Origin of the sequence: Pseudomonas sp. SLFW (assembly GCF_009905615.1) — a bacterium.
In the GTDB taxonomy this organism is placed as follows: domain Bacteria; phylum Pseudomonadota; class Gammaproteobacteria; order Pseudomonadales; family Pseudomonadaceae; genus Aquipseudomonas; species Aquipseudomonas bambusae.
Window position 1 is genome coordinate 256,162 of record NZ_JAAAKW010000006.1, and the last position, 14,115, is coordinate 270,276.

The 14,115-nt window shown below is 58.3% G+C and carries 15 protein-coding genes; 10 read left to right on the plus strand and 5 right to left on the minus strand.

Annotated features, from left to right (window positions below):
• The first annotated feature begins 191 nt into the window (after positions 1-191).
• The 5 genes from GVN17_RS13545 to GVN17_RS13565 all read left to right on the plus strand — a co-directional run bounded on the left by GVN17_RS13545 (position 192) and on the right by GVN17_RS13565 (position 4,074).
• Positions 192-920: an AzlC family ABC transporter permease gene (locus tag GVN17_RS13545; protein WP_166595773.1), complete on the plus strand. Its 729-nt coding sequence runs from the start codon at positions 192-194 to the stop codon at positions 918-920.
• Positions 917-1,240 (plus strand): AzlD domain-containing protein, encoded by a 324-nt coding sequence (locus GVN17_RS13550; RefSeq protein ID WP_166595774.1) that lies wholly within the window; start codon positions 917-919, stop codon positions 1,238-1,240. Before GVN17_RS13545 ends, GVN17_RS13550 begins: the two co-directional genes overlap by 4 nt.
• Before the next feature lie 151 nt (positions 1,241-1,391).
• Complete coding sequence (locus GVN17_RS13555) at positions 1,392-2,396, plus strand: methionine ABC transporter ATP-binding protein (protein WP_166595775.1); 1,005 nt, start codon at positions 1,392-1,394, stop codon at positions 2,394-2,396.
• Positions 2,397-2,414: 18 nt separating this feature from the next.
• Positions 2,415-3,083 (plus strand): methionine ABC transporter permease, encoded by a 669-nt coding sequence (locus tag GVN17_RS13560; RefSeq protein WP_166595776.1) that lies wholly within the window; start codon positions 2,415-2,417, stop codon positions 3,081-3,083.
• A gap of 64 nt (positions 3,084-3,147) precedes the next feature.
• The gene (locus GVN17_RS13565) at positions 3,148-4,074 is read left to right on the plus strand and encodes a MetQ/NlpA family ABC transporter substrate-binding protein (RefSeq protein WP_166595777.1); all 927 of its coding nucleotides are present in this window, start codon (positions 3,148-3,150) and stop codon (positions 4,072-4,074) included.
• A gap of 43 nt (positions 4,075-4,117) precedes the next feature.
• Here GVN17_RS13565 and GVN17_RS13570 read toward each other — a convergent pair whose 3' ends face one another.
• The 5 genes from GVN17_RS13570 to GVN17_RS13590 form a co-directional block, all read right to left on the minus strand.
• The gene (locus tag GVN17_RS13570) at positions 4,118-4,972 is read right to left on the minus strand and encodes a sulfurtransferase (RefSeq protein WP_166595778.1); all 855 of its coding nucleotides are present in this window, start codon (positions 4,970-4,972) and stop codon (positions 4,118-4,120) included.
• A gap of 63 nt (positions 4,973-5,035) precedes the next feature.
• The gene (locus GVN17_RS13575; RefSeq protein ID WP_166595779.1) at positions 5,036-5,725 is read right to left on the minus strand and encodes a TetR/AcrR family transcriptional regulator; all 690 of its coding nucleotides are present in this window, start codon (positions 5,723-5,725) and stop codon (positions 5,036-5,038) included.
• Between the two features lie 114 nt (positions 5,726-5,839).
• The gene (locus tag GVN17_RS13580) at positions 5,840-6,967 is read right to left on the minus strand and encodes a DegT/DnrJ/EryC1/StrS aminotransferase family protein (RefSeq protein ID WP_166595780.1); all 1,128 of its coding nucleotides are present in this window, start codon (positions 6,965-6,967) and stop codon (positions 5,840-5,842) included.
• 3 nt (positions 6,968-6,970) lie between these two features.
• A complete protein-coding gene (locus GVN17_RS13585; RefSeq protein WP_166595781.1) occupies positions 6,971-7,417 on the minus strand; it encodes an FdtA/QdtA family cupin domain-containing protein in 447 nt (148 codons plus the stop codon).
• A gap of 102 nt (positions 7,418-7,519) precedes the next feature.
• Positions 7,520-8,452 (minus strand): phytanoyl-CoA dioxygenase family protein, encoded by a 933-nt coding sequence (locus GVN17_RS13590; RefSeq protein ID WP_166595782.1) that lies wholly within the window; start codon positions 8,450-8,452, stop codon positions 7,520-7,522.
• A gap of 61 nt (positions 8,453-8,513) precedes the next feature.
• Between GVN17_RS13590 and GVN17_RS13595 the strand changes: the two genes are divergently transcribed.
• From GVN17_RS13595 to GVN17_RS13615, 5 genes are all read left to right on the plus strand, one after another.
• On the plus strand, positions 8,514-9,821 hold the full coding sequence (locus GVN17_RS13595; protein WP_256665222.1) for a formyltransferase family protein: 1,308 nt from the start codon (positions 8,514-8,516) through the stop codon (positions 9,819-9,821).
• 159 nt (positions 9,822-9,980) lie between these two features.
• Positions 9,981-11,552 carry a glycosyltransferase family 61 protein gene (locus GVN17_RS13600; RefSeq protein ID WP_166595783.1) on the plus strand — a complete coding sequence of 524 codons (1,572 nt, stop codon included), beginning with the start codon at positions 9,981-9,983 and terminating at the stop codon, positions 11,550-11,552.
• 82 nt (positions 11,553-11,634) lie between these two features.
• Positions 11,635-13,074, plus strand: a complete 1,440-nt coding sequence (locus GVN17_RS13605) for a coniferyl aldehyde dehydrogenase (protein ID WP_166595784.1) — start codon at positions 11,635-11,637, stop codon at positions 13,072-13,074.
• Positions 13,075-13,212: 138 nt separating this feature from the next.
• A complete protein-coding gene (gene coaD / locus GVN17_RS13610; protein ID WP_166595785.1) occupies positions 13,213-13,698 on the plus strand; it encodes a pantetheine-phosphate adenylyltransferase in 486 nt (161 codons plus the stop codon).
• Between the two features lie 91 nt (positions 13,699-13,789).
• Positions 13,790-14,041 carry a YfhL family 4Fe-4S dicluster ferredoxin gene (locus tag GVN17_RS13615; protein ID WP_074752410.1) on the plus strand — a complete coding sequence of 84 codons (252 nt, stop codon included), beginning with the start codon at positions 13,790-13,792 and terminating at the stop codon, positions 14,039-14,041.
• Positions 14,042-14,115: the final 74 nt, after the last annotated feature.

Sequence of the window (14,115 nt, forward strand, 5' to 3'; positions counted from 1 at the left end):
AGACCTATGCGTTGACTGAAAAACCCTCGTCGCTGCCGTCGTTCCTCCGGCGTCTCCCACAGGATGTGTGGTAGCCCGAATAAACCATTCGCAAACCGATCCGCGGCCAAACAGCAGTGCGGCATCGTGCAAGATCGTTCAAGACACTCCCACCCCGAACGCCTACCCTGCGGGACATAAGGAGAAGAACCATGTCCCGTAATCAACTGTTCGTTCGCGGTCTTCGCGACAGCGTGCCCATGCTGGTCGGCATTGCACCGTTCGGCATCATCTTTGGAACCCTCGCAGGCGTTGGCGGCTTGTCGCTGTGGCAGGCGGTCGGCATGTCGATGTTTGTCTATGCCGGATCGGCGCAGTTCATCGTTGTCAGCTTGATGGGCGCGGGCGCCAGCGCGGTCGTGATCTTGCTGACCACGTTCATCGTCAACCTTCGCCACGTGCTGTACAGCGCCACGATGCAGCCTCAAGTTCAGGGGTTACCCCAGCGCTGGCGGTTGCTGCTGGCGTTCTGGCTGACCGATGAAACCTTCGCGGTCGTCCAGCGCTTTTACCTCGTTCATGGCCGTACCCCGCTGGCCCATTGGTACTGGCTGGGGGTCACCGTCGCGCTCTACGCTTGCTGGGTCAGCAGTTCACTGGTCGGCGTTTTATTCGGCCAAGCCGTGCCGGACATGGCGAGTTGGGGGCTGGAATTCGCAATGTTGGCGACGTTCATCGGCATCGTCGTCCCGCTTCTGCGCAACCGACCGCAGGTCGCGGCTGCGCTGGCGGCCGGTGCTGTCGCGCTGATGACGTGGGCATGGCCCTACAAACTGGGGCTGATGGCGGCCGCGTTCAGTGGCATCGCCGTGGGTGTACTTCTCGAACGTCGGCAGTCTTCCGACGCGCAGGACGCCCCGAGCAATGAGGTGCATTCATGAGCTATTGGTGGCTGATTCTCGGCATGACCGCAATTACGTTTCTGATGCGCTACAGCCTGTTCGCCTGGCCGAATCTGCGTTTCCCGCCGGTGGTTCGCCAAGGGCTGCACTACGTGCCGACTGCGGTGCTCACTGCGATCGTTGTGCCGGGCATGCTCCTGCCGGACGGCCAGCATTGGCAGGTGTCATGGCACAACGCGTATCTGCTGGCTGGGATCGCCGCCATCGCCATCGCTGCCTTCAGCCGCAACCTGCTGGCGACCATCGGCGGTGGGCTGGCGGTGTTCTTTTTGCTGCGCTGGGCGATGGGACAGATTTGAACGAGGTTATAAGCAAAGAATTAAAAATTCCTTTCAGCTATAACCAGCAGCACTGATTATGCAGTTCTTGAATGATTGGCGGCACGTCTGATGTCGGCGGTTTTCGACGTCTGATTTGTCGCGCAAGCGAATATCACCAAGGACAGCTGCAGTGAGTGATCCGATTTTCCGTCTGACCCACGTCAGCAAAACCTTCAACCGCGACAACACCGCCACCACCGCGCTTGACGATGTCGATCTGACAATCGAGCGCGGCGCGTTTCTCGGCATCGTCGGCACATCGGGCGCTGGCAAAAGCACGCTGCTGCGTCTGCTCAATCTGTTGGAAGCGCCATCGGCGGGCACCGTTGAGTTCGACGGCCAGGACCTGGCATCGCTGGATGCTCGGGGTCAGCGCGAATACCTGTCGAAAGTCTCGACCATTTTTCAGCACTTCAATCTGTTTCACGGCAAGACCGTCCTCGACAACGTCGCGTTTCCGCTCGCCATTCGCGGCGTACCGGCCGCTGAGCGGTATGCGCGCGCGAGGGCGTTGATCGAAAAAGTCGGACTCCAAGATCGCGAAGGGCATTACCCCTCACAGCTGTCAGGTGGGCAGAAACAGCGCGTCGGCATAGCCCGCGCCCTGATCACCAACCCCCAAGTCTTGCTGTGCGATGAGGCCACCAGCGCGCTGGACTCACAAACCACTCAGACCATTCTTGATCTGCTGGGAGAGCTCAAGCGCCTTTACGGATTCACCGTGATCCTGATCACTCACTCATGGGATGTCATTCGCTACGCCTGCGATGCCGCCGTGCTGATCGAACACGGGCGTATCACCGAAGCGGGAACGCTCAAGGACGTGATTCAGCGGGAGCACTCGGTCCTCAAGGACCACCTTCTGCCCCTGAACAAAGATGCCGCCTGGCAAAACGGACCCGACACCCTTGACCTGATTTTCGAGCATCCCGAAACCCAGACCGACTTGCTGTCCACACTCGCGGGGGCGCTGAGTCTCGACTTCTCGATCCTGTCCGGGCGGGTCGACAACCTTGGCAAAACCCCGGTCGCCCGGTTTCAGGTGCGCTTTCGCCCACGCCACCCGCAGACCCACCTCGATGTGGGACAGGTCAAGCAATGGCTGACCGACCAGATGATCACCGTCAACCTCTGATTCCCGTTCGAGCGCCCCATGAACCCCATGACTTGGCAAACCTACCTTCCGGATTTCTGGGCCGCCCTGGCGCAGACCCTCTACATGATCGCCATCGCGGGCCCCTGCATCATCGTGGCTGGCCTCACGGTGGGCACCACGCTGTACCTGATCGCGCCACAATCCATTTCACCGAGACCTGCGCTGTATTACCTGCTGACCACCGCCGTCAACGTCGGTCGCTCCATTCCGTTCCTGATTCTGATCGTGCTGCTGATCCCCGTCACCCGCGCCACCGTGGGCACAACGCTTGGGCCGGTGGCGGCCATCATTCCACTGGTACTGGGTTTCACGCCGTTCTTCTCAAGGCTCGTGGAGTCGGTGCTGCGGGAGATTGATCAGGGCCGAATCGAGGCCGCACGTTCCATGGGCGTGACCCGCTTTCAGCTGATTTTCCGGGTGCTGCTGCCCGAGTCTTTCTCAGGATTACTCAACGCCATGACCATCATTCTGGTGGGCACCGTGGAAGGCACCGCAGTGGCGGGCGCCGTGGGTGCAGGCGGCGTCGGGGATTTCGCCATCGAGTTTGGCTACCAGCGTTTCTACGGCGAGCTGATGTTCATCTCGGTGTTTTCGATGGTCATCATCGTCCAGTTCATCCAGATCACCGGCGACGTGTGGATTCGTGCCCGTAGCCACAAGCGATAGCCGCAAACACTCATCGGCAGGTCGCCAGGCCTGCTGCCCCGCTCAACCTTGTCGAAGAGAAATCATGGAAAACACACGCGCCACATCCAGACGCACGGTGGCATTGGCCGCCGCCTTTACCGCGATCGCTGCCAGTATTGCGATGGTCATTCCGGCCTTCATGGGCGCTACCGCGTCGGCCAGCGAGGTGACGGCCACCGCCAACAAGGGCACGACCGTCCCAGACACGCCGCTGAAGATTTACGCGACGGCTTCGCCTCAGGGCGACATTGTGCGTTTCGTACAGAAACTCGCGGACGCTGACGGTTCCGGGCTGAAGCTCAAGCTGACCACCAGCGGCGGCAGTGGCGCGCTAGACTCGTACGAATTGCTCGCCAGCGGCGACACCGACGTGAACTTCACGGGGCACCAACCCTACGTCAACGCCTGGAAAGCGGCGCACCCCAAGCTCAACAACTTCGATGGCAAAGCGACAGTGCTGCTGAACGCCTTTGGCTTGTACTCGGTGAAATACACCAGCCCCAAAGACCTGCCGGACGGCGCGAAAATCCTGGTCCCCAACGAGCAAACCAACCTGCCCCGCTCACTGTTCATTCTTCAGGACTTGGGGCTGATCAAGCTCAATGTGGAAAAGCTCGACAGCTCGCCAGCGGCGATTTCGGTGAGCGAAAAATCGATCATCGACAACCCGCGCCATCTGCAATTGATCCCGACCGACACAGTGTTGCGGGCCAAAGCCTTGCCTGATGCCGATGCCAGCTTCATCAACGGGGACGTTGCCCTGTCGAACGGCGTCGATCCATCACGTGCGCTGGTGCGGGAACACACGGCCGACAACCCGTACGCCAACCTCATCTACGCACGCAACGAGATGCTGGACGATCCTCGACTGACCCTATTGGCGAAGTACCTGACCGGGCCGGAAGTGAAGCAGTTCATCGAGACCAACTACAAAGGCTTCGTAGTGCCCGACCAGAAACTCGTCCGCTGATACGGGACATCTGGCGCCGCTGCTCGTAACGGCGCCATTTGCATCACTCCCCTTTCGCCACGCCACGCTGCGGATCGTTGATCCACTCGCTCCACGACCCCGCATACAGACGTCCCAATGGATAGCCGGCCAGGCACAGCGCAAACAGGTTGTGGCAGGCCGTCACGCCCGAACCGCAGTAGGCGACCAGTTTTTCGGGCGGGCGGCCGTTCAGGGTTTCCGCGAAACGTTGCTTGAGCTGATCGGCAGGCAAAAACCGGCCATCCGGCCCAAGGTTGTCAGTGAACGCTGCGCATTGCGCGCCCGGGATGTGCCCGGCGATAGGGTCGATTGGCTCGACCTCCCCGCGGAAACGCGCCGGGGCACGGGCATCGATCAGGGTCACTTCAGGTTTATCGAGCTTCTTCTGCACATCGGCCGCGCTAAGCACCAGCGCATCGTCAGGCTTGCCTTCGAATCGCCCCTCGACGTGCTGCGGCGGGTCGAGGCTCAACGGCAAGCCCGCCGCGTGCCAGGCCTTGAGGCCACCGTCGAGAATGAACACGCCTTCGCGTTTGCCCAGCCACGCCAGCAGCCACCATGCACGCGCGGCATAGGCGCCTGGGCCGTCGTCGTACAGCACGATGTCGCTGTCATTGTTGACGCCCCAGAAACGCAAACGGTCGATCAGCGTGTTGGGGTCAGGCAATGGGTGTCGACCGGTCACGCCCTTGGTGATCGGGCCGCTCAGGTCATTGAGCAAGTCGGCGTAGGACGAGCCTTCGATATGGCCCTCCGCGTAGCTGCGCTGGCCGTAGTCCAGATCCTCAAGAGAGGAACGGCAATCCAGAATCACAAGGCCGGGCTGTTTTTGGCGTTCGGCCAGTTGTTGCGGGCTGATCAATTGCGCGATGGACATGACGGGCTCCTGCAGACAGTGAAAGTGGCTAAAGCGATAAGACCATTGGATTGAAGGAGACGCTCATGGGGTCGCCTCCTCCAGTGCCTTGTTCAGCGGCACGTAAAATTCGGTGCACAGCGCGTGGACCGCGTCGTGCGCCAGCGGCGTGACGTAGGCCAGTTCCAGCACCAAGACTTGATAGACACCGCGCCGAATGGCGTTTTCGTTCAGGTGCGCGGCGTTTTCCCGCGTTGTGCAAAGAAAACGTACCCAGGACGTCAGGATGATCCAGGCGTTGAGGGTCAAGGATTCGATCTGCACAGTGTCCATTTTCAAGATCCCGGCCTCGACAAAGCCGCCATAAATGGCCATGGCCTTGATCAGACAATGCTGGGAAAACCGGCGATAGCGCGTCGCCAATTCTGGATCGGCGTCGAGCAGGTGCTCAAGGTCGCGGTGCAAGAAACGGTAGCGCCACATCCCGTCAAGGATTGCCATCAGGTAATGGCGCTTGTCTTCGACATCCGGCAAACGCCCTTTCGGCGGGTGCAGAAAACTGTCCACCAGCGTTTCGTACTCGCTGAAGAGCTCGGCGATGATCGCCTGCTTATTGGGGAAGTGGTAGTACAGATTGCCCGGCGAAATCTCCATGTGCGCGGCGATGTGGTTGGTGCTGACACTACGCTCGCCCTGCAGATTGAACAGCTCCAGACTGCTCTGCACGATGCGTTCACGGGTTTTGATGCGTAGGGTTTTGATGCGCGGCGCCATGTTCGACTCGAACGTGTGGTTGTCACAGTGATGTGCTGGATCTTAACGCATGCGGTCGCGACTCGGTGCGTCTTGGCAGCACATCACACGCCCCCGGCGTGAAGAGCACACTCTTCAAACGTGTCCGGACGCGTTCTCCCGCTTGAATTCGTTGAGCGCCGCCACGACCCGTTCTTGCTCGCCTTGGGTCAGTGTCGGATAAATCGGCAGCGACAGAATTCGCTCATGCAAGCGCGCCTTCTCCATGGGAAGGCTCAGTTTCAAGGTCTTGTACGGTGCATGATCAGGAATTGGCAGTGGGTAGTGAATGGCGGTCTGAACACCACGCCGCGCCAAATGCTGTTGCAGGGCGTCGCGCTCAACGCATTCGACCACGAAGAGATGCCAGACATGAGCGTTGCGCTCGCTAACGCCAGGCAGCGTGATCAGCGGGTTGTTGACCCCTCGCAGGTAGCGCTCGGCCACTTTCCGACGACGCTCGGCATCGGCGTCCAGATAAGCCAGTTTGACCGACAGCATCGCGGCCTGGATTTCGTCCAGCCGGCTGTTCACGCCGGGGTAGTCGTGCCGGTATTTGACGCTGGAGCCGTAGTTACCCAATGCCCTGACCAATCGTGCCAGCTCTTCATCCGACGTGACCACGGCGCCACCGTCCCCGAGCGCGCCGAGGTTTTTTCCTGGATAGAAGCTGAAGGCGGCGGCATGCCCCCAGTTACCGGCCTTGCGACCGTTCAACTGAGCACCATGCGCTTGGGCGCAGTCTTCAAGCACCAGCAACCCGTGCCGCTCCGCCAGGGCCATGAGCTTTGGCATCGGCGCCAGTTGGCCGTAGAGATGAACCGGCAGCAGCACGCGTGTTCGAGGAGTGATAGCGGCTTCGACGGCTGCACAATCGAGGTTGTGCGTGGCGGGGTCGATATCGACCAGCACGGGTACGAGCCCGGTTTCGGTCACCGCAGATACCGTGGCAATGAACGTATTGGCAGGGACGAGCACCTCGTCCCCGGTCTTGAGTTTGCCCTGTTGTTTCCAGGCGCGAAGCACCAGTATCAGCGCGTCCAGGCCGTTACCGGTGCCGACAGCGAAGGGGACACCACAGTATTCGGCAAAGGCTTTTTCGAACCGGGCCAACTCGGCGCCACCGATGTACCAGCCTGAATCGATGACCCTGGCGCAAGCCGCTTTCAACTCGTCGGCGTATTCATGATTGACCGCTTTCAAATCGAGAAACGGGATATCCATTCACTAGCCTCGTGCCGCGGTCAAAAAAGGTCGATACGCATCCGGGGCCATCTCGTCTGCAACCATCTGCTGAAAAGTGGCGTAGTCCCTGACGTAATCGGCCTCATCGTAGAGATTGTCGGCCAGCACCATCAGCACGCAGTCTGGGGAGAAATCGTACATTTCCCGCCAGATGAAGGACTCGATCAGTAGCCCTTGTTGCGGGTGATCGAGACGGATATCGATTTTCTCCGTCCCGTCATCCAGCATGAAACGGCACGAGCCTCGCACGGCCACGGCCACCTGTTTCAGCGACTTGTGGGCGTGAAAGCCACGACGGACCCCCTCCCCGGTTTCGAACATATAGTAGACACGCTTGACCGAGAAGGGGATGTTCTTGCCCTCTTCCAGTGCGATCAATGAGCCGCGCTCATCGCCATGTGTCTGCAACTGCAGGAATTGGATTTTCATAACGTTTTGCTCGCGAACTCGCGCAATCCCTTGCAGCCTGTCGACAACCTGTTGATGTACCGAAGTTGGCTGCCGGAGAGTCGAACTCCGGATCTGGCCGCTTCAACCTTTCGCATTGATGATATTGCCGCGCATCCGCGCAGCCCCTCTGTCGTCCAGGTCCCGGCGCGTGCGCATCGGCTTGAGATCCCCTTGAAGCGTCTCGTTGATCTCATCAATGGCGGTCTTCGTTTGATTGCCGTTCGACTTACCCACCAAATAACGCAGTGACAAACGAAATTGCTCAGACTCGTGCGCAACGGGTCGCGTGCCGTGCAAGGTGCAGTTGTGCCACAACCCGACATAGCCGGGACCGCCCAGCAGGGTGCGATCCTCGCAGCGGATCGCGTTGCCGTGGTCATCGGCGTACATCCACTGATCACCCCCCAAGGGCTCAAGGCTGTGCGGAAACAGCGTGGCGCCAAACTGGTGGGAGCCAGGAATCAGGTGCAGTGGCGAATCGTACTCCGTCACGTCATGCAAATAGACATACAGCGTCAGAAACGTAGAGGGGTCCAGTTCGACCCGCCCTTGGGGCCAATCAATGATGTCCTGATGAAAATCGATGCCGCGAAAATAGGTGATGTCGCGGTAAGGCTTCTTGATGTATGGGCCGAGGTTGGCCACGTTCACGTCGCGAATCCGCTCGCGAATCCAGTCTGGCAGCCACGAATCCGGGACGCCACAAACCGCCTTTTTGATCACCACTTCATAATCGTCGCCCAGCAACTCGCTGAGCGCGCCCGTCAAGCGCGTGTCCTGCTCGATGAACTGCAACTGCTCGTCGAACTGATTCAGAAAATTAAACGCCTTGGTCGGGTTGGCGTTGAAATGGTTTTCCTGGGCCAGATACTCCGCTTCGTCCATGAACAGGCTGCCATCGAACGCACGTGCAGCGACCATGGCGCGGTAGAGCGCCTGGACTTGCTCGACATTCAGCATTTCACCAAACAGGTGGGCGCCTTGTTCAATCAGATTCTTTACGCAGCTTTGCATGATCTACCCGCTAAACGGTCCGCGAACACTCTGATAGCCTTATCGGCAGAGCTGGATTTAAATGAAATCGAGCCAGGAAAAATATCTGCCAACTGCTTGCCCGGACGAAACGCTACTGATGGACAGGCTGTGGCCTTCGTCGTCAGTATTTGCCATCGCGTCACGGGCCGAGGAAACGCAGACAGTGATCATCATCGCCGGTAAGAACAACATCGCCGTGCACGGCCTGGAGCTGGCACTCAAACACTTCCCCGCACAGGTTTTGGCGGTGGTCTGCAACCGAAACGAAGGTGGTGTTGATACGTGGCAACGGTCGCTGCGTGCCGCTGCCAAGCGCCACGGCGTGCAGGAGATCACCCTCGACGACGCCTACAAAACGACCCGCACCGCCTTTCTGTCTCTGGAGTTCGACCAACTGGTCGTGCCCTCGCGATTCTCGGTACCAAATCTCTTCAACATCCACTTTTCGCAATTGCCTGCGTACAAGGGCATGTACACCTCGGTCTGGCCGCTACTTCACGGCCAACAGGAAGCGGGGGTGACTCTGCACTATCTTGAACCCGGCATCGATACTGGCGATATCGTGGCGCAACTGACGTTTCCTTTGGTCGAATGGTGGACGTGCAGGGATTTGTACTTCGCCTTCAATCAACACGCTGCCCGGCTGCTCGACACATGGTTTGCTCGACTGGTGAACGATTCAGTGGAAGCGCAGGCACAGGCCGCTGCGGGATCAAGCTATTTCTCCAAGGCCTCTATCGATTATTCGACGCTGGGCATCGGCCCCGTCACCACCGCGTGGGCGTGCGTTAACAAGGTCCGCGCCTTCACCTTCCGCGAATACCAGTTGCTCAAGTGGGAAGGCTTCCCTATCGCCTCGGCCAGTGTTTTGCCGACCAAATCGACGCGCGAACCCGGCGCGGTCGTCGAGCGATCAGAAAACCATGTCGATATAGCCAGCATCGACTTCGATGTTCGGCTCCATTTCGACCGGTTGCCCGAGATGCTCCAAGCCTGTGAGAACGGCAATCTGGAGGCCGTCATCGCCTTGGAAAACAATATCGCTGGCTTCGACGACGCCAACGATAAAGGCTGGACCCCGCTCATCATCGCCAGTTATGCAGGGGCCTACGACGTCGTGCGCTGGCTCCTGGCAAAGGGGGCATCGCCTGACCGCACTAATAACAAAGGAACGACACCGTTGATGTACGCGAAAGATGCGTACTTCTCAGGTCGTTGTCGAAAAACGTTCTCTCTGCTGAAGGAAAACGGCGCCGATCCTTATGCGCGGGATTACTCGGGCAAACAGGTGTCCGAATACGTAAGTGCAGCGCAATTCGAAGAACTGTTAACGCCTATCAAGGTGTGAACCATGCCCCACAGACAACTCGACAGAAACTATCCGAACTTGGCGCTCGCACCTATTTTGACGTCAACAAATACACGCACTCAGAGACTTGACAAGTTGGTGGCCCATCGCAAACTACGCCTTGGTCAAATCCGAGCGATCATAGTTAACGGGTGAAGTATGGCTATCGGATTCAAGAAAAAAGCGCGCATTCTGATTTTTGGAACGGGGGCTGGCGGCGTCAATTTTTACAAGACCTGCCGAGGGCGCTTTCAGATTGAAGGTTTTGTCGATAACAACGTGCAGAAACAGGGACAGCAGCTGTTTGGCAAGTTTATTTATGCACCCCGTGAACTGGTTAACCTAGAGTTTGATACCGTTATTATCGCCAGTGACTACCATGGCGAGATATACCCGCAATTGGTTGAGTTGGGTATTTGCGAAGCGAAGATCGATGTTTTCCATCATCAAATCCATCAACGTTCTTCACCGGTACAACGGCTCGGCAACGCGCTGTCGGTGCACCTTCTGGAGTTGATCTGCTGGCGCGAAGGATGGATCTCCGATCTGGCATTTTCACTGTTTTCGCGGACCCAGTCAGGGCAGCAACGCGCGCTCAAGCGGGTGCGTTTACAGTGGCTGGATGAGACCGATGAGTTCAAGGTTCATGTGCTCCGCCCCGCAATCTCGGGCGAGGTCCAGGGTCCACGTTTCATCGGCCAGCACATTCAGCCCACGCCCGTCACGTATCCAGAAATTGCGCTTCACCGCATGCGCCAAGGTCAGGTGGGCTCCGTGTCACGCTCCGTCATTTTGCCCGACGGGCGCGTCGTCATCGAACGCGTTACGACAGTCAAAGCGCGTAACGCCGACTACAGCGTTGCCCATATCGTTCACCACGGTAAACGTCTGGTGTTGGTGGCGCGTGCTGACGTGCCTGTGCACATTGAAAAGGGCATTTTGATCAACTGTGGTAGCGAAACGAATTATTACCACTGGGTGATGGAAACCCTCTCCCAGTTACAGTTCGTGGCAACGTTGCCTGAGCAGTTTGCGGATTACCCTATTCTGATTTCCAGACGCAGTCAGACCATTCCATCCATCCGTGCGCTGATTGACAGTTTCGGTATTGATAGACCTTTCGTCTATCTCGACACCCTGCCGGTATACACAGTGGATGACTTGTTGTTCATCAATGCGCCCAACAACATGATTCCCAACTTCAAGAATTCGGGAGGGAATTTGACCGACAGCAACTTCGCGCGACCAGAGTCGGTTTATTTTCTACGCCGACATGGGCGCAGCTTGACGCAGGACATCGACCCCGGCTCTTTGCCGAAACGGGTGTTTCTGGCACGCAAAGGCTTCTTACGCCGTTTTAACCAGGCTGAAATCATTAATTTGGTTCAACCCTACGGCTTCACCAGCGTCCACATGGAAGAACTGGACGTCAGCCATCAGGTCGCGGTCATGGCCAATGCCGAGATGATCATCGGCCCGACAGGCGCGGCATGGACGAACATAATGTTTGCTTCGAATGGCGCTCAGGCGCTGTGCTGGATGGCCGAGGAATATGGGAATCTGTCGTGCTTCTCCAATCTGGCGAGCATCGTCGGCGTGGACATGGAGTTCATCACTTACCCGACCGGCGCCCGCGACTCCCGCGAACTGTATTACAAGGGCTATCACCTTGATGTGAGCCAAGTGAAAGCGTGGCTTCAGCATCATTTGCCTGGAGGCCCAGGACAGTAAAGCAGATGAGGTCTGCAAGCCATTTGACTTTATAGAGTCAAAACTCTAGAAACACTCTATAACTTCAAAAGGAACCGCAGCAATGCCTGTCGAATCCGTGCAATGGCCAACGCTCAAGGCGGCATCCACACCGCCTGATACGCTCGAACGCCTGTTCGACCTGCAACGTCAGGCCTTTGCGGCCAATCCCATGCCAATTGCCGGGCAGCGCCTGCAATGGCTCGACAGCCTGCATCAATTGCTAAGCGACGAACGCCAGGCGTTGATTGAGGCGATCAGCACGGATTTCAGCCATCGCAGCGCTGATGAAACGCTGCTCGCCGAGTTGATGCCGAGCCTCCACAACATCCGCTACGCGCGCCGCCACGTGAAGAAGTGGATGCGCACGTCTCGACGCAGCGTCGGCATGGCGTTTCAGCCCGCGTCAGCAAAAGTCATCTATCAGCCGCTGGGCGTCGTCGGTGTCATCGTCCCGTGGAACTATCCGTTGTATCTGGCCATTGGCCCCTTGGTCGGCGCGCTGGCGGCAGGTAATCGGGTGATGCTCAAGCTGAGCGAGTCAACGCCTGCGACCGGGGAACTGCTCAAAACGCTGTTCGCCAGGATTTTTCCAGAGGATCTGGTGGCCGTGGTTCTGGGGGAAGCCGAGGTGGGGATAGCGTTTTCGAAGCTGCCTTTTGATCATTTATTGTTCACCGGCGCCACTAGCATTGGACGGCACGTGATGCGCGCCGCCGCTGAAAACCTGACGCCCGTTACGCTGGAACTGGGCGGGAAGTCTCCGGCCATCGTTTCGCAGGACGTGCCGATCATGGACGCCGCCGAGCGAATCGCGTTTGGCAAGACCATGAACGCCGGACAGACCTGCGTGGCGCCTGACTACGTGCTGGTACCCGCGAACCGGATCGATGAGTTCGTCGGCGCCTACCGTGAGGCCGTCAAACGGTTTTATCCGACACTGGCGGACAATCCGGACTACACCGCCATTATTAATCCACGGCAAATGGCACGGCTGAACGGTTACATCGCCGACGCCAGCAGCAGAGGTGCGCAGATCATCTCGTTGTATGAGCAGGGCCAAGGGCGACGTATGCCTTTCAGTCTGCTGCTCGACGTCAACGACGACATGCGGGTGATGCAGGACGAGATCTTCGGCCCTTTGCTGCCCATCGTGCCGTATGAGCGCATCGAACAAGCGTTCGACTACATCAATCGCCGGCCTCGGCCGCTGGCCCTTTACTACTTTGGGTACGACAAGGCCGAGCAGAATCGGGTGCTGGAGCAGACACATTCCGGCGGAGTCTGTCTGAACGACACGCTGCTCCACGTCGCGCAGGACGATTTGCCTTTCGGTGGTATAGGCCCCTCCGGCATGGGCCATTACCACGGCCACGAAGGTTTTCTGACATTCAGCAAGGCCAAGGGCGTGTTCATCAAACAGCGTTTCAACGCAGCACGGCTGATTTATCCGCCTTACGGGAAAGCGATTCAGAAATTGATCCACAAGCTGTTCATTCGGTAGGCCGCAGCCATGCACGGGGTTGGTGGCGTCGCGGAATGTCGGCACGCCCGCGATTCCTGTGGAAACGCCCGCGACTTGGCCGCCTCGCCCCGCTGCGCTACCATCCGAATCCCTTCGGACTCCGACCAGGACGACGCGATGAACCGAGTGTTGTACCCAGGCACCTTCGACCCTATCACCAAGGGTCATGGCGATCTGGTCGAGCGCGCATCGCGCATGTTCGACCAAGTGGTCATTGCCATAGCCGCCAGCCCCAAGAAAAACCCGCTGTTTTCGCTGGAGCAACGCGTCGAGCTTGCGCGCGAGGCGACCAAGCACCTGCACAACGTCGAAGTGGTGGGTTTCTCGACCCTGCTGGCGCATTTCGCCCAGGAACAGAACGCCAACATCCTGCTGCGTGGCCTGCGTGCTGTCTCCGATTTTGAATATGAATTCCAGCTGGCGAACATGAACAAACAACTTGCGCCGGACGTCGAGAGTCTTTTTCTCACGCCGTCCGAACGCTATTCGTTCATTTCATCTACGCTGGTCAGGGAAATTGCTGCATTGGGGGGAGACATCACCAAGTTCGTGCATCCGGCTGTCGCCCAGGCGCTCAAGGAGAGGTTTCAGCCGGGTACGTGAGTTATGTTCAGGTGCATACCGAGCGCTAATGCGGCACAATTCGCCGCATTAGTTTAGTTATGCCCCGGCATTGGCCGCGGCTGGAGTTTCCATGTCCCTGATCATCACCGACGATTGCATCAATTGCGACGTCTGCGAACCCGAGTGCCCGAACGAAGCGATTTCCCAGGGTGAAGAGATCTACGTGATCAACCCGAACCTGTGCACCGAATGTGTTGGCCACTATGACGAGCCGCAGTGCCAGCAAGTTTGCCCCGTGGATTGCATCCCACTGGATGAAAACCACGTCGAGAGCAAAGACGAGCTGATGGCCAAGTACCAGTTGATTACCAGCAAGGCATAAACGAAGGCATATCCTGTCGGCATACGCGCTTTCGCCGAAGACACTGGCTGTAATGCCTGTTGACCTGAGCGAGC